Annotated in this window: 21 protein-coding genes; 8 read left to right on the top strand and 13 right to left on the bottom strand. The window is 71.5% G+C overall.

Annotated features, from left to right (window positions below):
* Window positions 1–167 precede the first annotated feature (167 nt).
* The 4 genes from ACVKXF_RS10550 (at window position 168) to ACVKXF_RS10565 (ending at window position 4,419) form a co-directional block, all read left to right on the top strand.
* Window positions 168–878 (top strand): GntR family transcriptional regulator, encoded by a 711-nt coding sequence (locus ACVKXF_RS10550; RefSeq protein WP_456795665.1) that lies wholly within the window; start codon window positions 168–170, stop codon window positions 876–878.
* Complete coding sequence (locus ACVKXF_RS10555; RefSeq protein ID WP_456795666.1) at window positions 875–1,900, top strand: ADP-ribosylglycohydrolase family protein; 1,026 nt, start codon at window positions 875–877, stop codon at window positions 1,898–1,900. The genes ACVKXF_RS10550 and ACVKXF_RS10555 overlap by 4 nt, the downstream gene beginning before the upstream one ends.
* Window positions 1,901–2,002: 102 nt before the next feature.
* Window positions 2,003–3,496, top strand: coding sequence for a purine-cytosine permease family protein (locus ACVKXF_RS10560; RefSeq protein WP_456795667.1), 1,494 nt, complete (start codon window positions 2,003–2,005; stop codon window positions 3,494–3,496).
* On the top strand, window positions 3,496–4,419 hold the full coding sequence (locus ACVKXF_RS10565) for a PfkB family carbohydrate kinase (RefSeq protein WP_456795668.1): 924 nt from the start codon (window positions 3,496–3,498) through the stop codon (window positions 4,417–4,419). The genes ACVKXF_RS10560 and ACVKXF_RS10565 overlap by 1 nt, the downstream gene beginning before the upstream one ends.
* A 91-nt stretch (window positions 4,420–4,510) precedes the next feature.
* Here ACVKXF_RS10565 and ACVKXF_RS10570 read toward each other — a convergent pair whose 3' ends face one another.
* Window positions 4,511–5,692, bottom strand: coding sequence for a cysteine desulfurase family protein (locus tag ACVKXF_RS10570; RefSeq protein WP_456795669.1), 1,182 nt, complete (start codon window positions 5,690–5,692; stop codon window positions 4,511–4,513).
* A 59-nt stretch (window positions 5,693–5,751) separates the two neighbouring features.
* On the opposite strand from ACVKXF_RS10570, the gene ACVKXF_RS10575 reads away from it, so the two are divergent.
* From ACVKXF_RS10575 to glgB, 3 genes are all read left to right on the top strand, one after another.
* A complete protein-coding gene (locus ACVKXF_RS10575) occupies window positions 5,752–7,866 on the top strand; it encodes a glycogen debranching protein (RefSeq protein WP_456795670.1) in 2,115 nt (704 codons plus the stop codon).
* A gap of 248 nt (window positions 7,867–8,114) precedes the next feature.
* Complete coding sequence (locus ACVKXF_RS10580; RefSeq protein ID WP_456795671.1) at window positions 8,115–10,115, top strand: maltotransferase domain-containing protein; 2,001 nt, start codon at window positions 8,115–8,117, stop codon at window positions 10,113–10,115.
* On the top strand, window positions 10,112–12,649 hold the full coding sequence (glgB, locus tag ACVKXF_RS10585; RefSeq protein ID WP_456795672.1) for a 1,4-alpha-glucan branching protein GlgB: 2,538 nt from the start codon (window positions 10,112–10,114) through the stop codon (window positions 12,647–12,649). The genes ACVKXF_RS10580 and glgB overlap by 4 nt, the downstream gene beginning before the upstream one ends.
* An 89-nt stretch (window positions 12,650–12,738) precedes the next feature.
* Here the strand turns inward: glgB and ACVKXF_RS10590 are convergent, their stop codons facing one another.
* Window positions 12,739–13,746 carry a tetratricopeptide repeat protein gene (locus tag ACVKXF_RS10590; protein ID WP_456795673.1) on the bottom strand — a complete coding sequence of 336 codons (1,008 nt, stop codon included), beginning with the start codon at window positions 13,744–13,746 and terminating at the stop codon, window positions 12,739–12,741.
* Window positions 13,743–15,485: a hypothetical protein gene (locus tag ACVKXF_RS10595; RefSeq protein WP_456795674.1), complete on the bottom strand. Its 1,743-nt coding sequence runs from the start codon at window positions 15,483–15,485 to the stop codon at window positions 13,743–13,745. Before ACVKXF_RS10595 ends, ACVKXF_RS10590 begins: the two co-directional genes overlap by 4 nt.
* A gap of 184 nt (window positions 15,486–15,669) precedes the next feature.
* Here ACVKXF_RS10595 and ACVKXF_RS10600 point away from each other — a divergent pair, with 184 nt between their 5' ends.
* A complete protein-coding gene (locus ACVKXF_RS10600) occupies window positions 15,670–17,505 on the top strand; it encodes a hypothetical protein (protein WP_456795675.1) in 1,836 nt (611 codons plus the stop codon).
* A gap of 4 nt (window positions 17,506–17,509) precedes the next feature.
* On the opposite strand, the gene ACVKXF_RS10605 is transcribed toward ACVKXF_RS10600, so the two are convergent.
* The 10 genes from ACVKXF_RS10605 to ACVKXF_RS10650 form a co-directional block, all read right to left on the bottom strand.
* Window positions 17,510–18,247, bottom strand: coding sequence for an alpha/beta hydrolase (locus ACVKXF_RS10605; protein ID WP_456795676.1), 738 nt, complete (start codon window positions 18,245–18,247; stop codon window positions 17,510–17,512).
* Window positions 18,244–18,546: a hypothetical protein gene (locus ACVKXF_RS10610; RefSeq protein ID WP_260233004.1), complete on the bottom strand. Its 303-nt coding sequence runs from the start codon at window positions 18,544–18,546 to the stop codon at window positions 18,244–18,246. Before ACVKXF_RS10610 ends, ACVKXF_RS10605 begins: the two co-directional genes overlap by 4 nt.
* Before the next feature lie 12 nt (window positions 18,547–18,558).
* A complete protein-coding gene (locus ACVKXF_RS10615; RefSeq protein ID WP_456795677.1) occupies window positions 18,559–19,536 on the bottom strand; it encodes an aggregation-promoting factor C-terminal-like domain-containing protein in 978 nt (325 codons plus the stop codon).
* A 60-nt stretch (window positions 19,537–19,596) separates the two neighbouring features.
* Window positions 19,597–20,145 (bottom strand): DivIVA domain-containing protein, encoded by a 549-nt coding sequence (locus ACVKXF_RS10620; RefSeq protein WP_123312303.1) that lies wholly within the window; start codon window positions 20,143–20,145, stop codon window positions 19,597–19,599.
* An 89-nt stretch (window positions 20,146–20,234) separates the two neighbouring features.
* Window positions 20,235–21,179: a phosphatidate cytidylyltransferase gene (locus ACVKXF_RS10625; RefSeq protein ID WP_340196886.1), complete on the bottom strand. Its 945-nt coding sequence runs from the start codon at window positions 21,177–21,179 to the stop codon at window positions 20,235–20,237.
* Window positions 21,180–21,244: 65 nt separating this feature from the next.
* The gene (gene frr, locus ACVKXF_RS10630; RefSeq protein ID WP_123312302.1) at window positions 21,245–21,799 is read right to left on the bottom strand and encodes a ribosome recycling factor; all 555 of its coding nucleotides are present in this window, start codon (window positions 21,797–21,799) and stop codon (window positions 21,245–21,247) included.
* A 47-nt stretch (window positions 21,800–21,846) separates the two neighbouring features.
* Window positions 21,847–22,566, bottom strand: a complete 720-nt coding sequence (pyrH, locus tag ACVKXF_RS10635; RefSeq protein ID WP_071406376.1) for a UMP kinase — start codon at window positions 22,564–22,566, stop codon at window positions 21,847–21,849.
* 126 nt (window positions 22,567–22,692) lie between these two features.
* A complete protein-coding gene (gene tsf / locus ACVKXF_RS10640; protein ID WP_123312301.1) occupies window positions 22,693–23,520 on the bottom strand; it encodes a translation elongation factor Ts in 828 nt (275 codons plus the stop codon).
* 85 nt (window positions 23,521–23,605) lie between these two features.
* Entirely contained in the window at window positions 23,606–24,532 is a 927-nt protein-coding gene (gene rpsB, locus ACVKXF_RS10645; protein ID WP_111086086.1) for a 30S ribosomal protein S2, read from the bottom strand.
* 297 nt (window positions 24,533–24,829) lie between these two features.
* A complete protein-coding gene (locus tag ACVKXF_RS10650) occupies window positions 24,830–26,272 on the bottom strand; it encodes a sugar porter family MFS transporter (RefSeq protein WP_260233003.1) in 1,443 nt (480 codons plus the stop codon).
* Window positions 26,273–26,355: the final 83 nt, after the last annotated feature.

Below are 26,355 nucleotides of genomic sequence, written 5' to 3' on the forward strand. Positions count from 1 at the left end.
GTCACCGATCCTACCGGCGCGAGCCCGCAACGGCGGACCGGGAGGCCCGGCGCCGGTCCGCCCCGCTGGTCGCGGTCCTCCCCGACCCACCTGCCACGACACCGCTCGCGGACATCCGGCGAGCGCACGAGGCTACTGGACAGGTCTTGTACATGTACGCTCAGAGCATGCCAGTCACATCGAAGCGACGTCTCGTCGCCGACGCGCTCCGCGAGGAGATCGCGACGGGGCGGTACCGGGCCGGCGAGCGCCTGCCGGGCGAGAACGACCTGGCCGTGCGCTTCGCCGTGAGTCGCGGCACGGTCCGAGCGGCGCTCGCCGACCTCGCCGACGACGAGTACATCGCCACCCGCGGCGGGATCGGCTCGGTCGTCACGTTCGACGGGGCGTCCCTCGACCCCCGCGGCGGCTGGGCGCGGTCCATCGCCGCATCGGGGACCGAGGTGTCGACGCGGACCCTGCGCATCGAGCGGTTCGACGACGCGGCACTCCAGGCCGAGGTCGATGCCGCCGGTGCGACGTTCGTCGCGATCGACCGGCTCCGTGTGGTCGTCGGTGGCAGCCCGGTGTCGCTGGAGCGCAGCGTCGTGCCGCACCTGGGACGCCTGGCGGCCGCGACCACCGACGGGCTCGTCGACGGCTCCCTCACGGCCACGATCGGCGAGACCGGCCTGGTACCGGCGAGCGCCGAGCAGTGGATCGACGTCGTCCCCCTCGACATCGACGACGCGGCGTTGCTCGACCGTGCCGCGGGCACGCCGTTCCTCCGCAGCCGCCGCGTCACACGCACGGCCGAAGGCGCGTTCGTCGAGCGCGTCGACAGCCTGCTCGATCCAGACCGGTTCCGACTGCACATGCGGTTCGGGACGACACGATGACCCCCGGACAGGACTCCGTGAACCACCCTCGCCTCCGCTCCCACGCCCGCGCCGCCCTGACCGGCCTGGCCATCGGCGACGCCCTCGGCATGCCGACCCAGTCGATGTCCCGCGCGCAGATCCTCGCCGACCACGGAGCCATCACCGGATTCGCCGACGCCGGACCGCACCAGCGGATCGCCACCGGCATGCCGGCCGGCACGATCACCGACGACACCGAACAGGCCCTGATGCTCGCCGAGCTGCTGCTCGAGGGCGACGGACGACTGGACCCCGTCCGCTTCGCCGAGGCACTCATCGCCTGGGAGCGCGGGATGGAGGCGAAGGGCTCGCTCGACCTGCTCGGCCCGAGCACGAAGACCGCCGTGCAGCGGATCCTCGACGGCGTCCCTGCGTCCGAGGCGGGCTCGACCGGCACGACGAACGGAGCCGCGATGCGGATCGCACCGGTCGGTGTCGCCGTGCCGTCGAGCGACCTGGTCAGCTTGGTCGACGCCGTCCAGGACGCCAGCCGCGTCACCCACGACACCGGACTCGGCATCGCAGGAGCGAGCGCGATCGCCGGGGCAGTGAGCGCTGGCCTGGACGGGGCGACCCGGTCCGGAGCGCTCGACGCCGCGGTCGCCGCCGCCACGATCGGCGCCGAGCGCGGCCACTGGGTCGCCGGCGCGGACATCGCTGCGAGGACGACGTGGGCGCGTGAGCACCTGCCGACCGTGCCCGCGTCCGCGCAGATCGACACCATCACGCGGCTCATCGGCACGAGCGTGGCCAGCCAGGAGTCCGTCGTCGCCGCACTCGCCCTCGTCGCCCTCGACCTCGACCCGTGGCAGACGCTCTGCTCGGCGGCATCACTCGGCGGCGACACCGACACGATCGCCGCGATGGCCGGTGCGGTGCTCGGCGCCGTCCACGGGCCGGATGCCTGGCCTGCCGATGCCGTCGCCACCGTGACCACCGTCAACGACCTCCGGCTCGACCGGGTCGTCGATGGTCTCCTCAGCCTCCGCACGGGCACCTGACCCGCCCTCACCCTCCTCCTCCCCCACGCTGTGGCGTCGGCCCGACAGGCCGGTGCCCGGTTTCGCGCACCACCCTTCCGACGACGTAAGAGGAACCGAACCATGTCCGAGACGCCCACCACCCTCAGCAGCGGCACGCTGACGACGATCGAGCAGCGGGGCATCGAGCCCGTTCCCCACGACGAACGGACCGGTACGCCCGGCGCGCTGTTCTGGGTCTGGTTCGCCGCCAACATCTCCATCCTCGGCCTCCCCCTCGGTGCGACCCTGGTCGCGTTCCAGGGCTTGACCATCTGGCAGGCGTTGCTCGTCGCGGTGATCGGCGCCGCCGGGTCCTTCGCGGTCGTCGGGGTGATCTCCATCGCCGGCCGTCGCGGCGGTGCTCCGGGCCTGACACTCAGCCGAGCGGTGTTCGGCGTCCGCGGCAACATCGGACCGACGTTCGTGTCGCTGCTGTCACGGCTCGGTTGGGAGACGGTGAACACCACCACGGCGGCGTTCGTGCTGCTGTCGCTGTTCACGATCCTGTTCGGTACGGGCGGTGACGCGAAGGCGAACCCGGTGTTGACGATCGTCGCGATCCTGGTGTTCGTCATCGCCACGGTGCTCGTCTCCGGCCTCGGGCACGCGTTCATCGTCGCCGTCCAGAAGTGGGCGACGTGGGTGTTCGGCGCGCTCAACGTGTTCGTCGCGGTCTTCCTCGTGCTGCGCGTCGACTGGGACGTCGTGGGGTCCCAGCCCGCGGGTCCGGTCGCCGCGATGGTGATCGGCATCGGCACCATCGCCGCCGGCACCGGCATCGGTTGGGCCACGGCCGGGGCGGACATCGCTCGCTACACCCGCACCTCGTCGAAGGCCGGCGCCCTGATCGCGTCGAGTGCTGCCGGTGCGGGCATCCCGCTCGTCGTCCTGGTCGGTCTCGGCGCGCTCGTGTCCGCCGGTGACCCGACGCTGGCGCAGGCGGGCGACCCGGTCGCGGCGATCCGCGACCTGTTGCCGAGCTGGATGGCGATCCCGTACCTCATCGCGGCGTTCGGCGGCCTCCTGCTGTCGAACCACCTGTCCGTGTACTCGGCGAGCCTCACCACGCTGACCCTCGGCATCAAGGTCCCGCGCGTGTGGGCGGTCGCGGTCGACGTGGTCGTCACCACACTCGGCGCGATGTACTTCATGCTCGTCGCCGACGGCTTCTACGCACCCTTCATCACGTTCATCTCCGTCCTCGCCGTCCCGATCACCGCATGGCTCGGCGTCTTCATCGCCGACATGGTGCGTCGGCGCTGGTACGACCCGGCCGCGCTCCTCGACCTGCGCGCTGGCGGCCGGTACTGGTACCGCGGCGGCGTCGCCTGGGGTGCCCTCGCCGCCTGGATCGTCGCGATCGTGATCGGGTTCCTGTTCACCGAGGTGCAGGTCGGTGACGCGGACCCCGTCTTCGTCGGCGCGTTCTCCGGGACCTGGATCGGTGCGAACGGACTCGGCTGGGTCATCACGTTCATCGTCGCTGCCGCGGTCTACCTGCTGACCGGCGGAGCGCGCGGCCGGCTCACCGAGCACGAGACGGCCACCACCGCGGATGCCGAGGCGCGCGCCTGATGCCCCGCCTCGTCTCGGTCGGCAACGTCATCGTCGACATCGTCATGCGCATCGACGCGATCCCGGATCCGGGCGGCGACGTCATCGCCTCCGCGTCGGAGATCACCGCGGGCGGCGGCCTGAACACGATGGTCGCCGCCGTCCGCGACGGGCTCGACGTCGCGTTCGGGGGCCAGTACGGCAGTGGGCCCTTCGGCGACGTGGTGCGTCGCGCTCTCGCCGCGTCCGGCGTGGACGTCCTGCAACCCGGTCTCGACGACGTCGACAGCGGGTACTGCGTCGCACTCGTGGACGCCTCGACGGAGCGGACCTTCGTCACGAGCGTCGGCGCGGAGGGCCAGCTCGACCGCGCCGACCTCGACCGGATCGCCCTCGTCGCCGACGACACGGTGTTCGTGTCCGGCTACGGCCTCGCGCACGCCGTCAACGGACGGGCGATCGCCGATTGGCTCGGGACGGTGCCCGACTCCGTCCGCGTCGTCCTGGACCCGTCGCCGCTCGTCGACACGCTGCCCCCGGCGGTGCTCGGCCCCGTCACGGCGCGTGCGGACGTGGTCAGCGCCAACGGACGGGAGGCACGGCTCATGGCTCCCACGTCCGCGGGACTCCCCGAGGCGGTCGCCACGATCGCCGCGGCCGCCCGCGGCACCGCCCTGGTCCGCGACGGGCCAGTCGGCTGCTGGGTCGTCGAGCCCGGTGTCTCCCCCGTGCTGGTCCCCGGGTTCCCGGTCGCGGCGGTGGACTCGAACGGTGCAGGAGACGCCCACGGCGGGGTGCTCGTCGCGGCGTTGTCCCGAGGGGCGTCGCTCGTTGACGCCGTGCGACGGGCGAACGCCGCCGCGGCCCTCGCCGTCACCAGGAACGGTCCGGCGACAGCGCCGACCGCAGCGGAGACGGACGCGCTCCTCGCCCGGTTCTCCTGACACGTCGAGACGTGTTCCTCGGGGCGACGGTGCGCTCGATCGGCTCCCCCGGACTCGTGCGCTCGGGGGCAGACGGCGGGTCGCTCGGCGGTCAGCGCCCGAGCAGCGGCTCCCGCGACGCCATCCCAGCAGCCCCGGCGCGCGCGACCGCGTCCGGCAACGCCGCCAGGAACGCGTCGACGTCGGCATCGGTCGAGGTGTGCCCGAGCGTGATCCGGAGCGCGCCGCGGGCGTCCTGCTCCGACAGGCCCATCGCGAGCAGCACGTGCGACGCCTCGGGCACACCGGCCTGGCACGCCGACCCGGTCGACACCGCGACACCGGCCGCGTCCAGCACGAACAGCAGCGAGTCGCCCTCGCAGCCTGGGAAGGTGAAGTGCGCGTTGCCCGGCAGGCGGTCGTCGGGGTCCCCCATCAGCACGGCGGACGGCACGGCCGCTCGAACACCGGCGACGAGCCGGTCGCGCAGGGCGACGAGCGACGGGTGCGGCATCGGCTCGGCGGCGACCATCGTGGCAGCGACCCCGAACGCTGCGGCAGCGGGGGCGTCCTGCGTGCCGCTCCGGACCTGCCGCTGCTGCCCGCCGCCGTGGATGAGGGGCTCGACGGTGGCCTTCCGCCCGAGCACCAGCGCACCGATGCCGACCGGTCCGCCGACCTTGTGCGCGGAGACGCTCAGGGCGTCGAGGCCGGACGCGGCGAACGACACCGGCACCTGGCCGTAGGCGGCGACGGCGTCGCTGTGCACGGGCACCCCGGCGGCGTGCGCGAGGTCCACGATCCGGGACACGGGCTGGATGGTGCCCACCTCGTTGTTCGCCCACAGGAACGTGACCAGGGCGACGTCGTCGGCGGAGGCGAGTCGTGCCTCCAGTCCGGCGAGGTCGACGCGACCCTGCGCGTCCAACGGGACCACGTCGATGACGGCGCCCTCGTGCGCCTCCAACCAGGTCAGCGTGTCGACGGTGGCGTGGTGCTCGCCGCCGGGGACCACGATGCGGGGCCGGGCGCGGTCGCGCTGGCGCGCCCAGAAGAGGCCCTTCACGGCGAGGTTGATGCTCTCGGTGCCGCCGGAGGTGAACACGACCTCGACGGTGTCCGCGTCGAGCGACCGGGCGACGGCGGCGCGACCGTCCTCGAGCAGCATCTTCGCGCGCTGCCCGGCGCTGTGGATCGAGGACGGGTTGCCGACGGTTCCGAGCGCGTCGGTGAACGCGGCGAGCGCCTCCGGCAGGATCGGCGTCGTCGCGGCGTGGTCGAGGTAGACCGGCATGTGCACCCCCTGGAACGAGCGATGTCCAGGATACGCGCCGGTCCTCGTACCCTTGTCGGGTGCACGAGACAGCGATCGACCACACCCCGGGGTTCGACCTCGGGGCCGACGTCCCGCGGTTCTCCCTGCGGTCCGCCACCGCCACGGCCGTCGTCGTGGTCGTCGAGCGAGCGGACGGGCAGTCGGCCCGGTACCCGCTCGAGCGGCTGCCGGCGACCGACGTGTGGGCGGCCGAGACGCCCGGCGTCGTCCCCGGTGACCGGTACCACCTGCTCGTCGACGGCCCCGTCGGTCCGCGGAACGAGTTCGACCCGACACGGCCCCTGCTCGATCCGTACGCCCGCGGCATCGCCCCGACCGGCGCGCACGAGAGCGGACCCGACGCCGGGGCCGGGCCCGGACCCGCCACCGGGACCAGCACGTCCCGCTGGACGAGTGTCGTCGTGGACGACGCCTTCGACTGGGGCGGCGTCGTCAAGCCGTTGGTCCCGCTCGACCGTGCCGTCGTCTACGAGGCGAACGTCCGCACCCTGACCGCCGCGAACCCCCACCTGCCGGAGCACCTGCGCGGCACGTACGCCGGGGTGGCGCACGAGAGCACCATCGCGCACCTGCACCGGATCGGTGTCACGACGCTCGAGCTCCTGCCGGTGCAGGCCTTCGACACCGAGAACTGGCTGCGGGACGCCGGCCGCGAGAACGCCTGGGGCTACAACACGCTCGGGTTCTTCGCGCCGCACGCCGCCCACGCCTCGGCACCGGCCCGGGCCGAGGGCGCGTCCGCGGTCCTGCGCGAGTTCAAGGGCATGGTCCGGCTGCTGCACGAGGCGGGTATCCAGGTGGTGCTCGACGTCGTCTACAACCACACGGCGGAGGAAGGGCTCGGCGGACCCACCACGAGCCTGCGCGGCATCGACGGCGCGAACCGGTACCGGTGGACCCAGGCGCAGCCGCCGTTGCAGGACACCTACTACGACACCACGGGCTGCGGGAACACCCTCGACACGTCGGTGGAGGCCACCGCCGACCTGATCGTCGACAGCCTGGTGTACTGGGCCCGCGAGGTGCAGGTCGACGGCTTCCGCTTCGACCTCATGGCGGCTCTTGCCCGCGACGCCCACCACGTGTTCGACCCGCAGCACCCACTGCTCGAACGGATCCGGAACCACCCCGACCTGCAGGACACCCTGGTCATCGCCGAACCGTGGGACGTCGGCCCCGACGGCTGGAAGACCGGCTCGTTCGGCGCGGCGGGCGCCCGGACCAGCGAGTGGAACGACGGGTTCCGGAACACCGTGCGGCAGTTCTGGCTCACCGACATCGCCGAGGAACGCCGCAACGGCATGCCCCACACGGGCATCGGTGCGCTCGCCGGCGCCCTGACCGGGTCGCGTCACGTCTTCGGTGCCGAGCGCGGCCCGCTGGCGAGCGTCAACTTCGTGACGGCCCACGACGGGTTCACCCTGCTCGACCTGGTGTCGTACGACGGCAAGCACAACGCGGCGAACGGCGAGGACAACCGCGACGGCTCGAACGACAACCGTTCGTTCAACCACGGCATCGAGGGCGACACGGCCGATCGCGGCGTCCGGGCGGCGCGCGGCCGTTCGATGCGGAACCTCGCCGCGACGCTGCTGCTCTCGGCCGGCGTGCCGATGCTCACCGCGGGCGACGAACGGAGCCGGACGCAGCACGGCAACAACAACGCGTACGTGGTGTCCGACGACCTCACCCCCGTGGACTGGTCCGACGACGAGGACGCCGAGGCGATGACCGAGGCCGTCGCCGCCCTCGCGCGGTTCCGCGCAGCGCACCCGGCGCTGCGGCCGACACGGTTCGGCGTCGAGGGGCAGGAGACCCCCGGGGCCTCGCGGATGTCCTGGTACGGGCCGGACGGCCACCCGATGACCGTCGAGGGCTGGGACCAGCCGGTGCACCGCGTCCTGCAGTACTTCGCCGAGTCGACGCCGGATCACGAACCGTACGACCGCGTCCTGGTCGTCGTGCACGGCAGCGGGCGCACGCGCGACCTGACGCTGCCGGTCCGCGAGGACGTGCTCGGCTACCGGCTCGCGTGGTCGAGCGAGAAGCACCGCGACCACGAGCGGCTCCGCCCCGCCGGTCAGGTGTTCACCGCGTACGGCCCCGGCATCCACCTGTTCGAGGTGGCGTAGCGCCGCGCGTTCGGGCGCTCGCGCGCTCGCGCGCTGCGCCCCGTCAACGTCATCGCGCCCCGGAGAGTCGGGGCGCGATGACCACGGCGGGGCGCAGCGTGGTCCCGATCGACGGTCGGACGGGAGGCCCGTGGCGGCCCCGTCCCGCGCCTCCCGTCCGTCCCTCCACCGGCACGAGCGACCGTCGAGCTGTCCACACGACACGCGTTCCGGGGAACGTCCGGGCGGCTTCCGGGTAGGTTCGGCACGTGGCCACCGCAGACCGACCCCGCCGACCGAAGATCGGGCGCATCCCGATCACCGAACTCGCTCCGAGGACGCCGAACGGGTTCCCCGGCAAGGCGTTCGACGGCGAGGTGATCACGTTCGGTGCGACCGTCTTCCGAGAAGGACACGGCATCATCGGCGCCGACCTCGTGCTCGAACGACCGGACGGGGGCACCAGGACCGTCCCACTGGCCCTCGGCGCGCCCGGGACCGACCGCTACGAGGCGACCGTCCAGGTCGACCACGTCGGTGTCTGGACCTGGCACGTCGAGTCGTACTCCGACGACTGGGCGACGTGGCTGCACGCCGCACGGCTGAAGATCGCCGCCGGTGTGGACACCGAGGCGACGCTGCTCGACGGCGCCCTGCTGCTCGACCGGCTGGCCGACGAGACCGACTCCCCCGCCGCCACCCGCGCAGCCGCGACGGTGCGCGACACCGACCTCGACCCGGCCGAGCGCCTGGCCGCCGTCGACGACCCGCGCATCGTGGCCGAGGTCGAGGAGGCCCCGCTCACCTCGCTCCGCACGCACTCCCCGACGCAGCTGCTCGACGTCGAACGCGCCCGCGCGGGCGTCGGCGCCTGGTACGAGTTCTTCCCCCGCAGCGAAGGCGCGAAGAAGAACCCCGACGGCTCCTGGAAGAGCGGCGACTTCCGCACCGCGGCCCGCCGTCTGCCCGCCGTCGCCCGGATGGGCTTCGACGTGGTGTACCTGCCGCCGATCCACCCGATCGGCACCACCGCGCGCAAGGGCCCGAACAACACGCTCACCCCCGGCCCGAACGACCCCGGCAGCCCCTGGGCGATCGGCTCCCCCGAGGGCGGGCACGACGCGATCCACCCCGACCTCGGCACCGAGGACGACTTCCGCGACTTCGTCGAGACCGCGAAGAACACCGGCATGGAGGTCGCGCTCGACTTCGCGCTGCAGTGCTCCCCCGACCACCCCTGGGTCACCGAGCACCCGGACTGGTTCACGCAGCGCGCCGACGGCTCGATCGCCACGGCGGAGAACCCGCCGAAGCGCTACCAGGACATCTACCCGATCCAGTTCGACTCCGACCCCGAGGGCCTGGTCACCGAGGTCCTGCGTGTGCTCCGGCACTGGATCGACTTCGGCATCCGGATCTTCCGGGTCGACAACCCGCACACGAAGCCGCTCTGGTTCTGGGAGCGCGTCATCCGCGAGGTCCGCGACGAGCACCCCGACACCGTGTTCCTGGCCGAGGCGTTCACCCGCCCGGCGATGATGCGGGCGCTCGCCGAGGTGGGGTTCCAGCAGTCGTACTCGTACTTCACGTGGCGGAACACGAAGGAGGAGATCGAGTCCTACTTCGAGGAGCTGTCGCACGAGACGAGCGACTACCTGCGCCCGAACCTGTTCGTGAACACGCCGGACATCCTCACCGAGTACCTGCAGTTCGGCGGCCGCGCCGGCTACAAGGTGCGTGCAGCGCTCGCCGCGACCGGTGCCCCGACGTGGGGCATGTACTCCGGGTACGAGCTGTTCGAGGACGTCGCCCGACCGGGCTCGGAAGAGAACATCGACAACGAGAAGTACGAGTACAAGCCGCGTGACTTCGCGCTCGCCGAGGCCGAGGGCGCGTCCCTCGCCCCGTACGTGACGATGCTCAACCGGCTCCGTGCCGCGCACCCCGCGCTCCGCCAGCTGCGGAACCTGCACGTCCACGCCGCGGACGACCCCGCGACCGTCGTGTACTCGAAGCACCTGCCCGGCGAGTTCATCCGCTCCGGGCACGCCGACACCGTGATCGTCGTCGCGAACGTCGACCCGCACTCGGCGCGCGAGACCACCGTGCACCTGGACCTCGCTGCGCTCGGCCTGCCGGCCGACAGCCGGTTCGACGTCCGCGACGTCGTGACCGGGCAGCGCTGGGTCTGGGGCTCGTCGAACTACGTCCGCCTGGACGCGTTCCAGGAACCCGTGCACCTGCTCGTCGTGGAAGGACTGCACCGATGACGAACGACCCGACCGCACCCCAGCCGCCGCCCCGCCGGGGCCCCGCCGTCCCGCCGGTACCGCCCCCGCCGCCACCCGTGCCGGCGCGGACACCGTCCGACGCGTCGCCGGAGCCGCGCTACGAGCCGCGGGTCTCCGCCCCCGACGAGGACCTGCCCGGCGCGCCCGCCGCGCCGCGCGAGGCACCCGACCGCGGGGTCGACGAGTCCGCCACCCTGGTGGGACACCCTGCCGACGCCACGCACCCGCGGGTGCCGTCCGTCGACGCCGCCCCGCAGCCGGGAGGCCCGTCCACCGTCGCCCCGTCGGGCGCCCTGCCGTCGCCGCCGGCCGCGGAGCCCGCCCCGGCCGACGGGACCGGCCCCCGTCCGGCACCGCTCGAACAGTGGCTCCGCCAGCAGGTCGCCGAGGGTCGCTGGTCACAGCCCCACGACGTGCTCGGCCCACACGCCGTCGACGGCGGCACGAGCGTCCGCGTGGTGCGTCACCTGGCGCAGGCGGTCCGCCTCGTCCGGCTCGACGGCGACGACGTCGAACTGACGCACGAGGGCGACGGCCTCTGGGCCGGTGCCACCGCCGAGGAGCTCGGTCGCTACCGGGTCGAGGCCGACTACGACTTCGACGAGTCGTCCGAGGACGACGACGCCACCTGGACCACGGACGACGCGTACCGGTTCGCCCCGACGCTCGGCGAGCTCGACCTGCACCTGTTCGGTGAGGGCCGCGACGAGCAGCTCTGGCACCACCTCGGGGCGCACGTCCGCACCATCGACGGGGTCGACGGCGTCGCGTTCGCCGTGTGGGCGCCCCGCGCCACCGCCGTCCGCGTGATCGGCGACTTCGAGGGCTGGGAGGGCCGCACCACCGCGATGCGCCGCCTGAGCGACCTCGGCGTCTGGGAGCTGTTCTGGCCCGGCGCGGTCGCCGGGCAGCGGTACAAGTTCCAGATCCTGACCGACTCCGGCTGGGTCGAGCGCGCGGACCCGTTCGCCCGCGAGGCCGAGATCGCGCCGGCGACCGCTTCGGTCATCACCGAGTCGAGCTACACGTGGTCCGACGGCGACCGCGCCTGGATGGAGCGGCGCGCGGAGACGACCACGCACGACCAGCCGATGAGCGTCTACGAGGTGCACCTCGGCTCCTGGCGCCCCGGTCTGTCGTACCGCGAGGTCGCGGACCAGCTCATCGGGCACGTGCAGTACACGGGCTTCACCCACGTGGAGTTCCTGCCGCTCGCCGAGCACCCGTTCGGCGGCTCGTGGGGCTACCAGGTCACCGGCTACTACGCCCCGACCGCGCGCTACGGCTCCCCCGACGACCTGCGGTACCTGATCGACCGCCTGCACTCCGCCGGCATCGGCGTGATCATGGACTGGGTCCCCGGGCACTTCCCGAAGGACGAGTGGGCCCTCGGACGCTTCGACGGCCACGCGCTGTTCGAGCACCCGGACCCCCGTCGCGGCGAGCAGCTCGACTGGGGCACCTACGTGTTCGACTTCGGGCAGCCGCAGGTCCGGAACTTCCTGGTCGCGAACGCCCTGTACTGGCTCGAGGAGTTCCACATCGACGGCCTGCGCGTCGACGCCGTGGCCTCGATCCTGTACCTCGACTACTCCCGCACCGACTGGCTGCCGAACATCCACGGCGGGCGGGAGAACCTCGACGCCGTCGCGTTCCTGCAGGAGACGAACGCCACCGCGTACAAGCGCTACCCCGGCATCGTCATGATCGCCGAGGAGAGCACCTCGTGGCCCGGCGTGACCCAGCCGACCAGCGCCGGGGGGCTCGGGTTCGGCCAGAAGTGGAACATGGGCTGGATGCACGACTCGCTCGAGTACGTGCAACGTGACCCGGCGTACCGCAGCTACCACCACGACGAGATCACCTTCTCGCTCGTGTACGCCTTCAGCGAGCAGTTCACCCTGCCGATCAGCCACGACGAGGTCGTGCACGGCAAGGGCTCCCTGTACGGCAAGATGCCCGGCGACGAGTGGCAGAAGCTCGCGAACGTCCGCGCGTACCTGGCGTTCATGTGGGCACACCCCGGCAAGCAGCTGCTGTTCATGGGCCAGGAGTTCGCCCAGCCCGCGGAGTGGTCCGAGGCGAAGGGGCTCGACTGGTGGCTCCTCGACCAGCCAGGGCACCGCGGCGTGCAGGACCTCGTCGCCGAGCTGAACCGGGTCTACAAGGACACGCCCGCGCTCTGGACGCACGACAGCACAGCCGACGGCTTCGAGTGGATCGAGGGTGGCGACGCACCGCACTCGACGCTCGGGTTCCTGCGCAAGGACGGCGACGACCGGCTGGCGGTGTTCGTGAACTTCTCGGGCGTGCCCGTCGAACGCCGCTTCGGGCTGCCGCAGGCCGGTGCGTGGCACGAGGTGCTCAACACCGACGCCGCCGAGTACGGCGGCTCCGGTGTCGGCAACCTCGGGGTCGTCACGGCCGAGGACACCCCGTGGGCCGGCCGCCCCGCCTCGGCGCACCTGGTGGTGCCGCCACTCGGCGCGGTCTGGCTGCAGCTCGCCCGCTAGCTGCGGCCCGCGTCCTGGACGCGACCGACAGACGGACGGGAGGCCCGGTGCCAGCTGGCACCGGGCCTCCCGTCCGTCTCGTGCCGGGTCTAGTACAGGGCGCTCGCCAGGCGACGGCGCGCCGCGACCACGCGCGGGTCGTCAGTCCCGATGAGCTCGAAGTACTCGACGAGCCGGACGCGCAGCGCCTCACGGTCCTCGCCGAACACCGTCGGCACCAGGTCGAGCAGCCGCCCGAAGGCGTCCTCGACGTGCCCACCGGAGATGTCGAGGTCGGCGACCGCGAGTTGCGCCTGGACGTCCTGCGGACCCGCACCGGCAGCAGCACGGATGTCCTCGGCGGTGTGGCCGTTCAGTCGATCCAGGAGCGACACCTGTGCGAGCCCCGCGACGGCCATCTGGTCGTGCGGGTCCTGCAGGATCGCGGTCTTGTACTCGGCGATCGCCGTGGCGTAGTCGCCCTGCTCGATCGCGTCGTAGGCCGCCTGGTGGTGCGGCGGGAGCTCTTCCGGCTCCGGCTCACCCTGCTCGGCGGTGTCCTCGGGCGCGCCGGCACCGTCCACGGTGACGCGACCGGAGACGCCGTTCTGCTCGGCTGCCTGGAGGACCTGCTCGTAGACGTCGCGGACCTGCGCCTCGGGCAGCGCCCCGACGAAGAGCCCGAGCGGGCGCCCGCCGATCAGCGCGGCCACGGTCGGGATCGACTGTGCCTGGAACGCCTGCACGAGCTGCGGGTTCGTGTCGGCGTCGACCTTGGCGAGCAGCACGCGCCCGCCGTACTCGGCGGTCAGCTGCTCGAGGATCGGTGAGAGCTGCTTGCACGGCCCGCACCACTCCGCCCAGATATCGACGATCACCGGCACCACGGACGACAGCTGCAGGACGTCCTGGAACGTGTCGTCGGTGACGTCGAGCACGAGCGACGGGACGGTCAGGTCGGCGCCGGACTCGGTGCCCGGGGCGGCGGCGCCAGTCGGGCTGCCCGCCTGCGCCGGAGCGCCGGCGGGCGGCTGGGGCAGCCGCTGTGCGCGCTCGACGAGGGACGACAGGTCCACGGCTCCGCGGAGCCCGGACGGGGTCGGGGGGATGTTGCTCATTGCACCTCACTCGCTGCGGTCAGGCCCTGCGTGAACCCGAGCAGGACCACTTTGTCATCCGAGGCGACCGGCGGCACGTAGAAGAGCAGCTGGACGCCGTACGTGGCGCTGATGCCCTTCTTGCTCGTGTCCACCCCGGACAGCGCCTTGACGGCGCCCTCGGTGTTGACCTCGGCGCCGGAGGCGGTCGGGGTCACCTTCTCGATCTCGTTGAGGTCGGCGGAGACGATCGCGCCGGCGTCGTCGGTCGCGATCGCGACGGCGGAGTCCGCCGGGGCCTCGGACGAGTACTCGATCTTCGCCGTGTCCGGCAGGGACTTCGCCTTCTTGTCCTTGTACGCCTTGCCGATGGTGGTGCGGAGACCGTCCCCCTCGGTGGCGAACAGGTCGGCGTACTCGCTCTTCGAGTCCTTCGACAGGATGTCGCCGTAGGCGGTCGCGACCTGGTCCGGGGCGATCGCGAGCAGCTTCGACTGCGGGGCCAGCAGCGCGGCGCCGATGGACGTCGGGGCGAGGCTCGGGATCTTCGCGTCGGCCTCGAGCGAGACGTCGTACGCGACCTTGTACGGGTCGCGCGCGGTGTCCTGCACGAGCGTCAGGGCCTGCGGTGCCGACTTGGCGTCGCAGTCCTCGGCGACGATCGCGAAGACCGTGCGCGGCCAGGTGTCGGTCTGCTGCGGCAACGCGACGCAGACCTGACCGGCAGAGATCGCCGGCGGCGCCTTGGCCTCGGAGTCCTTGCCGCGGATCGAGTAGTTCGCGAGGCGCAGGTCGAGCGCCGCCCCGGTGAAGCGGGTCTTCGCCAGGTCGCGGTCGCGGGCACCGTCGGACTGCTTCGCCACCTCGGCGATCCGCTCGACGACCCGGGTGATCTGCTGCTTGGTCGCCGCCGTCGGCTCGGTCGTCTCGGCCGCGCCGGTCGCGCTGGCCGTCGGGGTCGGGGTCGCGAGCGAGGGGTCTCCGCCCTGCGGCCAGTAGTCGGACGAGCAGCCGGCCAGGGCGAGCGTCCCGACGAGCACCACGGGGACCGCGATGAAAGCACGCGACCCGCGGCGGCCCCTGGTCGGGACCTGGGCACCGGCCGCAGCGGCCCGGCGCGAGGCCCGGACGCGTGGCGGCCGGGTGCCGCCACTGCGACGACGGGGCCCACGCCCGCGGCGCTGGTGCAGGAACGCGAGGACCAGCAGGACGATGCCGCCGAGGGCGAAGACGCCACCGGCGACCAGCAGCGGCCCGACGGACGGGGTCGCGGTGTCCTGCGGCCAGGTCACCGAGACGTCGCTCGGCGCGGCGGCGGTGCCGTCGCTGACGATGAGCACGGAGACGTCCTGCGGCAGACGGACGGTGAACTGTCCGGATCCGTCGTACTCCTGGTACCAGAGGTCGCTGCCCTTCGGCGACGGGACGGACGCCTCGGAGCCGGTGGTCTTGCCGACGAGCTTCGCGCTCTCGGCGTCGAACCGGAGCGTGGTGTGCTCGGCGTCACCGACCCACGCGTCGACGTCGGCCGTCTTGCCGTACGCCGCGAAGACCTTGCCGGATCCGGAGACGTTGATGCGCTGGTAGCCGGGGTTCGCGTTGAGCGTCGACCCGGGGATCACCGTGACCGGAGCGGAGCTGGTGGTCGAGCTGTCCGCGACGAGCGAGGACGGCGGAGCGAACACGGTCCGCTGTCCCACCGCCAGCGCGACGAGCAGCAGGCCGATGACGAAACTGACGATCGCCAGGACGAATCGCACGAACACTCTCCCTACCGCGCCGGGGTGGGGATGTCGGCGCGCGAATCAGCGACTCAGGATAGCGAGCATGGCTGAGCAGCGCATCCATCCGGGCTGTCGCGGGACTCAGACGACCCCGTCGGGCCACCACTACAATCGACCGCGGGCCGGATCGGGCCCTCCGCCGAGCACCCAGGAGCGACACGTGGCGAACGACGAGGCCGAGTTCGGGACCGAGCTGCGCGGGTACCGCCGCGACGACGTCGACCGCGCACTGAACGACCTGCGCCGCGAGCTCATCAAGTCGAACACCGACCGCGCCGACGCGGCGAAGGAGATCCGCCTCCTGCAGTCCCGCGTCTCCGAGCTCCAGGGCGAGCTCGACGAGGCCGGTACCCCCACCTACAGCGGGCTGGGCACGCGGCTCGAGTCCACCCTGCGCGTGGCAGAGGAGCAGTCCACCCGACTGATCAGCCAGGCGGACATCGACGCGCAGCGCCTGCGTGCGTCGAGCCGTGCCGAGGCCGACCGCACCGTGCGCGAGGCGCAGGAGGAAGCCCGCGACACCCTCGAGGACGCCCGCACCCGCTCCACCAACGAACTCACCCGTGCGCGTGCCGAGGCCGCCGACACCGTCGAGCGTGCCCGCGCCGAGGCCGGCCTGCTCACCCAGGACGCCCGCAACGAGGCCGCTGCCATCCGCGGCGCCGCCGTGACCGAGGCCGCAGAGGTCCGCTCCGTCGCCATCCGCGAGACGAACGCCCTGCGCGCCCAGGTCGAGCACGAGGTCGCCGAGCTGCGCGAGATCGCCCAGCGCGAGTCGGCCGACTCCCGTACGGCAGCGGCCGACCTCGACCGCGAGACCGAGCACCGCCGCTCGGTGTTCGAGGCCGACCACGCCCGCCGCGTCGCGGACCTCGACCACGAAGAGGCCACCCGCCGCGAGGCACTCGAGCGCGAGGTCACCGAGGGGCGCGCCGCGTGGCACCGCGAGCGCGACGAGCAGCAGCAGGCGCACGCCCTGGCGATCGAGACCGGTCGCGCCGAGCTGCAGGCCGAGGTCGACCGCCGCCGCGCCGAGATCGACGGTGAGTTCGAAGACCGCCGCCGCGTCGTGGACGAGGAACTCGCGGCCGCCCGCGCCGAGTGGGACCGGGAGCTCGCCTCGGCGCGCACGGCCCTCGCGCAGGAAGCCGAGGCGGTGCGAGCGCAGTTGCGTGTCGACGAGGAGCAGACGCGCATCGAGAACGAGCGGCTCGTGCAGGAGACCGCCGACCGGATCGCCCGCGAGCTCGAGGAGCACGACACCCGCATCGCCCGGGAGCGTGCCGAGGCCGAGGCCGCCGCCGAGCGCGCGGACCGCGAGCACGAGAACGCCCTCGCCGCCCGCCGCGAACGCGAGCACGCCGAGGTCGACACCGAGATCGCCGACCGTCGCTCCGCCGAACTCGACGCGCTCGAGGCGGAGCGCACCGCCCTCCGTCAGGAGATCGACACGGCCCGCGCCGACCTGGCGAAGGAACGAGACGAGGCCCGCGCCGAGATCGCCCGCGAGCGCGACGAGGCCCGCACGACCCTCGAGTCCGAGCTCGCCTCGCGCCGGGACGACGCCGAGCAGGACTACCTGCAGAAGCACCACGAGACCGTCACGGAGACGCAGAAGTACCTCGACGAGGCGAACCTGCAGCTCGCCGAGGCCACCCGCCGTGCCACCGAGGCACGGGAGCGCGCCGAGCGGCTCCAGCAGGAAGCAGACGACCTCGAACGCACCAGCACCGCCGAGGCGCAGGAGCACGCCCGCACCATCGTCGCCGACGCCCAGGACCGCGTGCACCGGATGGTCTCGGACGCCGAGGAGCGCACCGCCGCCATCACCGCCGAGGCCGAGGACCGCCTGTCGGCGATCCGCACCGAGCGCGAAGCGGTGGCGGGGTACCTCGAGAACCTGCGCGGCGTGCTGACGCACGCGACCGGCCTGCTCGGGACCGCTCCGGGCGGCGCGTCCGAGACCACCGACGACGAGGACGCCGCCGGGCGCTGACCCCTCAGACGGGCCAGTGCGTCGGCAACGGCGCGCTGCCCGGGACGACGAGGTCGGCGATCGCGTCCAGCACGATCCGGACGTACCGCTCCCCCACCCACAGGTGCTTCGCGCCCTCGACCGGGACGACCCGGACGTTCGGGGCGACGGCGAACCGGGCGATCGCCTGGTCGGGCTGCAGGAAGTCGTCGTGCTCGGGCACCAGGGCCACCACCGGGACGTCCACGGCCGCCCATCGCGCGAGCTCGTCGTCCGTGGTGCGGTGCAGCGGCGGGGAGAGCAGCACGACGCCTGCGACCGTTCCGGCCTCGACGTGTTCCAGCGCGTGCTTGAGGATCACCTCGGTGCCGAACGACCACCCCACCAGCCACGGCGTCGGCAGGCCGCGGCCGACGACCTCGGCGACGCCGGAGCGCAGGTCGAACCCCTCGGAGACACCCTCGCCGAACATACCCTCGGACGTGCCTCGTGGCGACGTCACCGACCGGAAGTTGAAGCGCAGGACCGCGATGTCGGCCAGGGCCGGCAGGCGTGCCGCGGCCTTCTTGAGCACGTGCGAGTCCATGAAGCCGTGCGCGGTCGGCAGCGGGTGCAGCGTCACGATGGTGCCCCGTGCCGGCCGGGTGTCGGGTTCGGCGAGCTCACCGACCAGCGTGAGGTGGTCGTCGGTGACGAGTTCGACGTCGGTACGTCTGGCCGGCAGTTGCGTGGCGGAGCGGATCTCGCCGTCGTCGTCGGTCATGCGATGCTCCAGCAGTGGTTGTGCCAGTGTCGACGTGATGCCAGGTCGGCGGCGTCGCCGAGCACCCCGTCGGAGCGCCAGACCACCACGTGCGCGGTACCGGGCAGCACAGTGCCGCCGCACCCGGGGCAGACGTACTCCTTCTGCGCCGAGGCCGCGGAGACCGGCTGGACGAGGTACTCGCGCCCGCGACGCACCTCGGTGCGCTTCCACGCACTCATCAGCCGGTCGAGGCCGGTGTCCTCGTCAGGCTCGACGTCGCGACCGCGGGGACGCCGCGGCCGGTTGCTGCGCGGCACCCCAGTTGCCGATCAGTACCAGTTGTTCGCCTGGCTGTGGCCCCAGGCGCCGCACGGGGTGCCGTAGACCCCGGAGATGTAGTTGAGACCCCACGTGATCTGCGTCGCGGGGTTGGTCTGCCAGTCGGCGCCGGCGGTTGCCATCTTGCTGCCCGGGAGCGCCTGCGGGATGCCGTACGCACCACTGGGGTTGTAGGCGTTCACCCGCCAGCCGGACTCCTTGTTCCACAGCGAGACGAGGCAGTTGTACTGGTCGGTCCCCCAGCCGCGGGCGGTGACCAGCTGCAGGGCGATGGCCTGCGCGCTGCCCGCGTCGGGCGTCGCGGCCACGGCTGCGAGGGTGTTCGCAGCGGAGACGCTCTCGGTCTCGGTCGCCGCGGCGTCGGCCGTCTCGTCGGTGGTGGCGTCGTCGGCTGCTTCCTCGACGACGGGCTTGACGACCTTGGGGGCCGGGACGGTCACGCCGTAGCCGTCGCGGTCTGCGGCGGCTTCGCCGTAGGTGCCGTGCGCGGTGTACTGCTGCGGGGCCTGCGGCGTCTTGACGAGCACCGGGGTGTCGACCGCGGCCTGTGCGACGTCGGCCTGGAGCGGGTTGAACAGCGACGCGCCCACGAAGAGGAAGACCCCGACGAACGAGAAGGCCGGGACCGACGAACGCTTCCGTGCGAAGGCGTTGACCGCGGCGGCAGCGCCCTGGGTCGACTGCTGCGCGGTCGCGGTCCGCTGCTTCGCGGCACGCGGTTCGACGCGGGCAGCGGGCGCCTCGTGCGCGAACGCGGCGACGCGTTCGTCGGACACGCGGTTCGCTGCGACCGACTTCGGCGTCGCGACCGGGCCGGTCTCCGGCAGGACCTGCGGGTTCGCCTGGAGCACCGACGTGTCCGCCGTACGGGTTCGGTTCAGTGCCGCGCGGCGCTCACCCGAAGCCTGGAGGCTCAGGTGCTCGCGGAGATCGCGGTCGGAGCTGTGGTCTGCCGTGTGCCTGCCCATGAGTAGGACCAGGGTAACGGAACGATCACGGAAAGCGAAGCACCTGGGGACAGCGCGTCGTCAGCGGACGGCGAGCATGACCTCGACGACGGCGTCGAGCAGCGCGTCGACCTGGGCCTCGCGGTAGCCGCCGTGCTTCGGACGGAACACGATGGACCGCACCTCGGTGAGGCTCAGCGGCTTGCCCTCGCGGAAGTATCCCCCGAGTCGGGCGGCGAAGGCGTCGACGTCCTTCGGGTGGTAGCCGGTGCCGAGGATGCTCACCCGGTTGAACCGCTGACCGTCCGGACGTTCGAGGCGGGCCACGACGTCGGAGGCCTTCGTGCGGGCCTCGGCGTACCAGGCCTTCTGGCCGGCGTCGCCGATCTCCCGCTCGCGTTCACGTGCGGCGAAGGCGTCCTCGAGCCGCTCCAGTGCTGCGTCGACGTGCGAGGTGGAGTACCCGCCCTTCCGCATCGAGAACGCGGTGGCGCGGATCTTCGCGGCCTCGATGCCGGGGGCGCTGTCGTCGGCGGAGTACGCGCGACGGGCGTCCTCGAGGAAACGCTCGACTTCGTCGACGTCGTATCCGAGGGCGGAGCGGGCTGCGGTCGGGAAGGTGGTGGCCACGGCGTCATTCTGCCAGTCCCGACCCGTTGCACAACCTGGACGCGCTGAGGGCGGCGCTCAGGCTGCCCGACGGGGTCGATCGATGTCGGTCAGTGGTTGACGATCAGGTACAGCACGTACGCGACCGCAGCCGACGGCAGGATGCTGTCGATGCGGTCGAGGAGTCCGCCGTGCCCGGGCAGGAAGGACGAGATGTCCTTGATGCCGAGGTCGCGCTTGATCATCGACTCGGTGAGGTCGCCCAACGTGGCCGACCCGGAGATGAGGACCCCGAGCACGACGCCGGTCCACCACGGCAGTCCGAGCATGAGCCAGGCGACCAGGATGCCGACGACGATGCTCGCCGCGACCGACCCCGCGAAGCCCTCCCAGGTCTTCTTCGGGCTGATCCGTGGCGCCATCGGGTGCTTGCCGAGGTTGAGCCCGGTCGCGTAGGCACCGGTGTCGACGGCGACGACGACCAGGATGAAGCCGATCACCCAGAGGTTGCCCTGCGGCTGTGCGGAGAGCAGCACCACGCAGGCGCCGAGCAGCGAGATGTACGCCTGCACGAACAGCCCGTTGGTGAGGTCGCGGAACACGTTGCCGGCCGACGGCTTCTGCCGCGACACCGCGACCTCGACCAACCGCCACAGGCTGATCAGGACGATGCCGCCGAGCAGCGTGAAGAGTGCCGCGATCTGGCCGAGCAGGAACGCCGCCGGCACGATCGCGATCGCGACGGCGACACTCGGGATCCGCGGGACGTCACGGCCCGCGAAGCGCATGGCGCTCGTGAGCTCGTAGACGCCCACGCCGAGCAGGAACGCGGCCACGACCATGAACGACGGCGTCCAGATGAGGAGCGTGCCGAGCATGACGACGGCGAACGCGAGCGCGATGCCGATCGCCGCCGGCAGGTTGCGCCCGGTCCGTGCGGTCAGGGCCTCGTTGCGCGCGCCGAAGTCCGCCTTGCGCTGCCGGAGCTGCGCCTCGAAGTCGGTGCGGGCCGCTCGGGCACGCGCATCGAAGTCCTGGCGGAGCCCCTTCTTCACGGGCCCGGTCTGCTCGGGTCCGTGCTCTGCTGTGGGGCGTTCACCGCCCTGTTCCGGGCGGCGCATCAGACCTCGAGGAGTTCGGCTTCCTTCTTCTTCAGCGAGTCGTCGATCTGGTCGACGTGCTTCTTCGTCAGGACCTCGAGGTCCTTGTCGCCGCGCGAGATCTCGTCGTCGGAGATCTCGCCCTTGAGTGCGTCGAGGTCGTCCTTGGCCTTGCGGCGGATGTTGCGGATGACGACCTTGTGGTCCTCACCCTTCGTCCGCACGAGCTTCACGAACTCCTTGCGGCGGTCCTTGGTGAGCTCCGGGATCGTCACGCGGACGATGTCACCGTCGTTCGTCGGGCTGGCGCCGAGGTTCGGGAACGTCGCGATGGCGCGCTCGATCTCCTTGAGCGCCGTCTTGTCGTACGGCGTCACGATGAGCGTGCGCGCCTCGGGCGTCTGCAGCGACGCGAGCTGCGCGAGCGGCGTCGGCGTGCCGTAGTACTCGACCGGGATCTTCTGGAAGAGCGCCGCGTTGATGCGGCCGGTGCGGACGGTCGAGAAGTCGTCCTTGGCGACCTCGACAGCCTTCGCCATCTTCTCGGTGGCTTCGGTCAGGACATCACTGATCACGGTGTTACTCCTTCGGTACTGGCGTCGAGTCTAGTCAGCGGTGCGGGTCAGTTGCTGACCACGGTGCCGATACGCTCCCCGCGGATGGCGGCCTGGACGTTGCCGTCGCCCTCCATGCCGAAGACGTGCATGGGCATGCCGTTGTCCATGCAGAGGGAGAACGCGGTGGCGTCGACCACCTTGAGGCCCTTCAGGAGCGCGTCCTGGTAGGTCACGTGGTGCAGCTTCTCGGCGGTGGCGTCCTTCTTCGGGTCCGCCGTGTAGACGCCGTCGACACCGTTCTTGGCGACGAGGACCTCGTCGGCCTTGATCTCGAGTGCCCGCTGCGCCGCGACCGTGTCGGTCGAGAAGTAGGGCAGGCCCGCCCCGGCGCCGAAGATGACGACACGGCCCTTCTCGAGGTGCCGCTCGGCGCGCCGCGGGATGTACGGCTCGGCGACCTGGGTCATCGCGATGGCGGACTGCACGCGCGTCGCGGCACCGGCCTGCTCGAGGAAGTCCTGCAGCGCGAGCGCGTTCATCACGGTGCCGAGCATGCCCATGTAGTCGGCACGGCCGCGGTCCATCCCGCGCTGCGAGAGCTCGGCGCCGCGGAAGAAGTTGCCCCCACCGACGACGATCGCGATCTCGACCTCGCGCGCGGCGACGGCGATCTCCTTGGCGATGGTCCCGATCACGTCGGGGTTCACGCCGAGCGATCCGGCACCGAAGGCCTCTCCTGACAGCTTCAGCAGTACGCGGCGTCGTCCGGTCTTCTCGTCGGTCATCTGGTCGCACCCTTCGTCGTGGTCTCGTGGAAATGTACTCGCGGATGTGTCGCGGGTGTGTCGCGCCCGGAGGCGCGAAAAACGGGGCCAGGAACCTGGTTGGTTCCTGACCCCGTCACGGGTTCGTTACGCGCCGACCTTGACGCGGGCGAAGCCCTGGATCGTGATGCCGGCGTTCTCGGCGGCCTTCGCGACGGAGATCTTGTTGTCCTTCGCGTAGTCCTGGTCGAGGAGCGACACCTGCTTGATGTAGGCGTTCACCCGGCCCTCGACGATCTTCGGGAGCGCAGCCTCGGGCTTGCCCTCCTCGCGCGTGATCGCCTCGACGGTCGCACGCTCCTTGGCGATCTCGTCGGCCGGGACCTCGTCGCGGGTCAGGTACGTCGGGTTCGCGAACGCGACGTGCTGGGCGATCGAGCGGGCCTCGGCAGCGTTGTCACCCTCGTACGCGATGACGACGGCGATCTGCGGCGGCAGGTCCTGGCTGGTCTTGTGCAGGTAGATCTCGAAGGCCGAGCCCTCGACACGGCGGACCGTGCGGACCTCGAGCTTCTCGCCCAGCGCGGCGGCCGACTCGTTGACGACCTCGAGGACGGTCTTGCCGTCCAGCGGGGCGGCGTTCGCGGCGGCGACGTCGGCTGCACCGGCAGCCGCGACGGCGCCGAGCACCTTGTCGGCGAGGGTCGTGAACTTCTCGTTCTTCGCGACGAAGTCGGTCTCGCTCGCGAGCTCGACGACCGTGGCGGCGCCGTTCTCGGAGGTCGCGACGACGACACCCTCGGAGGTGGCACGGTCGTCGCGCTTGGCGACGGCCTTCGCACCCTTGATGCGGAGCAGCTCGACGGCCTTGTCGTAGTCGCCGTCGGCCTCGACGAGCGCGTTCTTCGCGTCCATCATGCCGGCGCCGAGGTCCTCGCGGAGCTTCTTCACGTCAGCAGCGGTGAAGTTTGCCATTGACTGGAGTCCTTTCTGGACTGTACGTGTGTGGAGAGTGGTGACGCAGGCGCCGGACCCGATCGGGCCCGGCGCCTGCGACAGGTCACTCGGCGGGGGTGGTCTCCGCGGCTGCCTCGGCCTCGGCCGTCGGCTCCGCGTTCTTCGCGTCGTCGGCGATCGGCTCGCCGATCTCCTTCGCGGCGACCTGCGCGTCGGCGTTGTTCTCCTCGACGGTCGCACCCTCGGGAGCGGCGTCGGCGGACGGCGTCGCGGCGTCGCCACCGAGGAGCTCCTGCTCCCACTCCGCGAGGGGCTCTGCGGCCTCTTCGTCGTCGCCACCGTTGTGGCGGGTCTTCAGGCCCTCGGCCGCAGCGTCGGCGACGATGCGGGTGAGGAGACCGACGGAGCGGATCGCGTCGTCGTTGCCCGGGATCGGGTACGTGATCTCGTCGGGGTCGCAGTTGGTGTCGAGGATGCCGATGATCGGGATCCCGAGCTTCTGCGCCTCGTCGACGGCGAGGTGCTCCTTCTTGGTGTCGACGATCCAGAGCGCGCTCGGGGTCCGCGTGAGGTTGCGGATACCACCGAGGGTCTTGTGGAGCTTGTCCAGCTCGCGCTTCTTGATGAGGAGCTCCTTCTTGGTGAAGCCCTTCGTCGTGTCGTCGAAGTCGATCTCCTCGAGCTCCTTCATGCGCGCGAGGCGCTTGGAGACCGTCTGGAAGTTCGTGAGCAGACCGCCGAGCCAACGCTGGTTGACGTACGGCTGGCCGACGCGGGTCGCCTGCTCGGCGATGGAGCCCTGCGCCTGCTTCTTGGTGCCCACGAAGAGGATCGTGCCACCGTGCGCGACCGTCTCCTTGACGAAGTCGTACGCGCGGTCGATGAAGGCCAGCGACTGCTGCAGGTCGATGATGTGGATGCCCGAGCGCTCGGCGAGGATGAAGCGCTTCACCTTCGGGTTCCACCGACGGGTCTGGTGTCCGAAGTGGACGCCGCTGTCGAGCAGCTGGCGGATGGTGACGACGGCCATGTGCCGTCCTCCTTCTGTGTTCTCGGGGCACAGCTGCGCTGTGCCCCTGTTGCGGTTGTGTCGAGCACGACCGGAGGTCGTGATCCCTGGCGTCCTGACACGCGACCGCCCGCTCGTGAGAGCGGGACCGATGGTCGGGTGCCGGTCGAAGACGGCGAACCGTTGACGACCCTGTGGACACGCGAAGTCAGCGCGCATCAGCGCACTGCTGGAGAAATGCTAGCAGACAGGAGGCCCGGATCACGCGCGCCGACCGGCTGACGTGATCCGGGCCTCCTGTCCGGTGTTCTGGGTCCGTCAGGACTTCGCGTTCACCGTATCGCCCTCGGCCGAGATGCCCATCTCCTCGAGCGAGCGGCCCTTGGTCTCGGGGATCTTCGCGATGACGAAGAAGAACGAGATCAGCGCGAACAGCGCGTAGATGCCGTACGTGACCGTCAGGTTGAAGCCGGACAGCACCGGGAACGTGATGGTGACGATGAAGTTCGCGACCCAGTTGGCGGCCGAACCGATACCGAGCGCCGTGGCGCGGATGCGGTTCGGGAACATCTCGCCGAGCAGCACCCACATGAGCGGACCCCACGTCGCACCGAACGACACGACGAACAGGTTCGCGAAGATGAGGGCGATGACACCCCACGAGCCGGGCAGGCTCGGGTTGCCGTCCACGATCGTCGACTGCGAGAACGCGATCGCGACCATCGCCAGCGAGATGAACATGCCCGCGGAACCGGTCACCAGGAGGGGCTTCCGCCCGACCTTGTCGACCAGGAAGATCGCGATGAAGGTCACGGCGACGTTCACCACCGAGGTGATCGTCGAGATGAGGAACGAGTCGCTCTCCTTGAACCCGACGGCCTGCCAGAGCGTCGTCGAGTAGTAGAAGATCACGTTGATGCCGACGAACTGCTGCAGCACGGCCAGGATGATGCCGACCCAGACGATGGGCTGCAGGCCGAAGCGGTTGCCCCGGATGGAGCCCTTCTTCTCGTTGGCTTCCTTCTTGATGCCGTCCTGGATCTCCTCCAGGCTCGTGTTGACGGTCTCGCGCGGGACGATCTTGGTCATGACCTCCCGTGCGTCCTCGGTCCGGCCCTTGGCGAGCAGGTACCGCGGCGACTCCGGCAGCGTGATCGCCAGGATGCCGTAGACGACCGACGGGATCACGCCGACCAGGAACATCCAGCGCCAGGCCGGCAACCCGAGGACGACCTCGGAGGCGCCACCGGCGGTCACGGCGAAGAACTGGTCGGACAGCAGCGCGGCGAAGATACCGAGCGTGATGGCGAGCTGCTGGAACGAGGCCAGCCGCCCGCGGATGGCCTTCGGGGAGACCTCGGAGATGTACGCCGGCGCGATGACCGATGCGGTCCCGATGCCGAGGCCGCCGACGAGGCGCCACAGGACGAAGTCCCACGTGGCGAACGCGAAGCCGGAGCCGATCGAGCTCACCAGGAACAGGACAGCGGCCCAGAACATCACCCGGGTGCGGCCCCAGCGGTCCGCGAGGCGACCGGCGAAGTAGGCGCCGAACGCACAGCCGATGAGGGCGGACGCGACCGCGAAGCCGCTCGCCGCCTCGGACAGGCCGAACTCGCCCTTGATGGCCTCGACGGCGCCGTTGATGACCGACGAGTCGAAACCGAAGAGGAAACCGCCCACCGCTGCTGCGATGGCGAACGCGGTGACCTTCCCCTTGAACGCACGGTCCTCGCCGTGCCCGGTGGCTGTGTTGGACACGATGCTCCTGGGTTCTGCCGGCCGTGCTGCTTGTGGGCACGGTGCCCCGGCGGTCGGCTCGTTCGCCGTCCGTGCGGCGTTGC

This window comes from Curtobacterium sp. PvP017, assembly GCF_054060195.1.

What these genes read in the sequence shown, in the direction of transcription:
- ACVKXF_RS10550 (WP_456795665.1), top strand. Translation starts at nt 168, where the DNA reads ATGCCAGTCACATCGAAGCGACGTCTCGTCGCCGACGCGCTCCGCGAG.
- ACVKXF_RS10555 (WP_456795666.1), top strand. Translation starts at nt 875, where the DNA reads ATGACCCCCGGACAGGACTCCGTGAACCACCCTCGCCTCCGCTCCCAC.
- ACVKXF_RS10560 (WP_456795667.1), top strand. Translation starts at nt 2,003, where the DNA reads ATGTCCGAGACGCCCACCACCCTCAGCAGCGGCACGCTGACGACGATC.
- ACVKXF_RS10565 (WP_456795668.1), top strand. Translation starts at nt 3,496, where the DNA reads ATGCCCCGCCTCGTCTCGGTCGGCAACGTCATCGTCGACATCGTCATG.
- ACVKXF_RS10570 (WP_456795669.1), bottom strand. Translation starts at nt 5,692, where the DNA reads ATGCCGGTCTACCTCGACCACGCCGCGACGACGCCGATCCTGCCGGAG.
- glgB (WP_456795672.1), top strand. Translation starts at nt 10,112, where the DNA reads ATGACGAACGACCCGACCGCACCCCAGCCGCCGCCCCGCCGGGGCCCC.
- ACVKXF_RS10590 (WP_456795673.1), bottom strand. Translation starts at nt 13,746, where the DNA reads ATGAGCAACATCCCCCCGACCCCGTCCGGGCTCCGCGGAGCCGTGGAC.
- ACVKXF_RS10605 (WP_456795676.1), bottom strand. Translation starts at nt 18,247, where the DNA reads ATGACCGACGACGACGGCGAGATCCGCTCCGCCACGCAACTGCCGGCC.
- ACVKXF_RS10615 (WP_456795677.1), bottom strand. Translation starts at nt 19,536, where the DNA reads ATGGGCAGGCACACGGCAGACCACAGCTCCGACCGCGATCTCCGCGAG.
- pyrH (WP_071406376.1), bottom strand. Translation starts at nt 22,566, where the DNA reads ATGACCGACGAGAAGACCGGACGACGCCGCGTACTGCTGAAGCTGTCA.
- tsf (WP_123312301.1), bottom strand. Translation starts at nt 23,520, where the DNA reads ATGGCAAACTTCACCGCTGCTGACGTGAAGAAGCTCCGCGAGGACCTC.
- rpsB (WP_111086086.1), bottom strand. Translation starts at nt 24,532, where the DNA reads ATGGCCGTCGTCACCATCCGCCAGCTGCTCGACAGCGGCGTCCACTTC.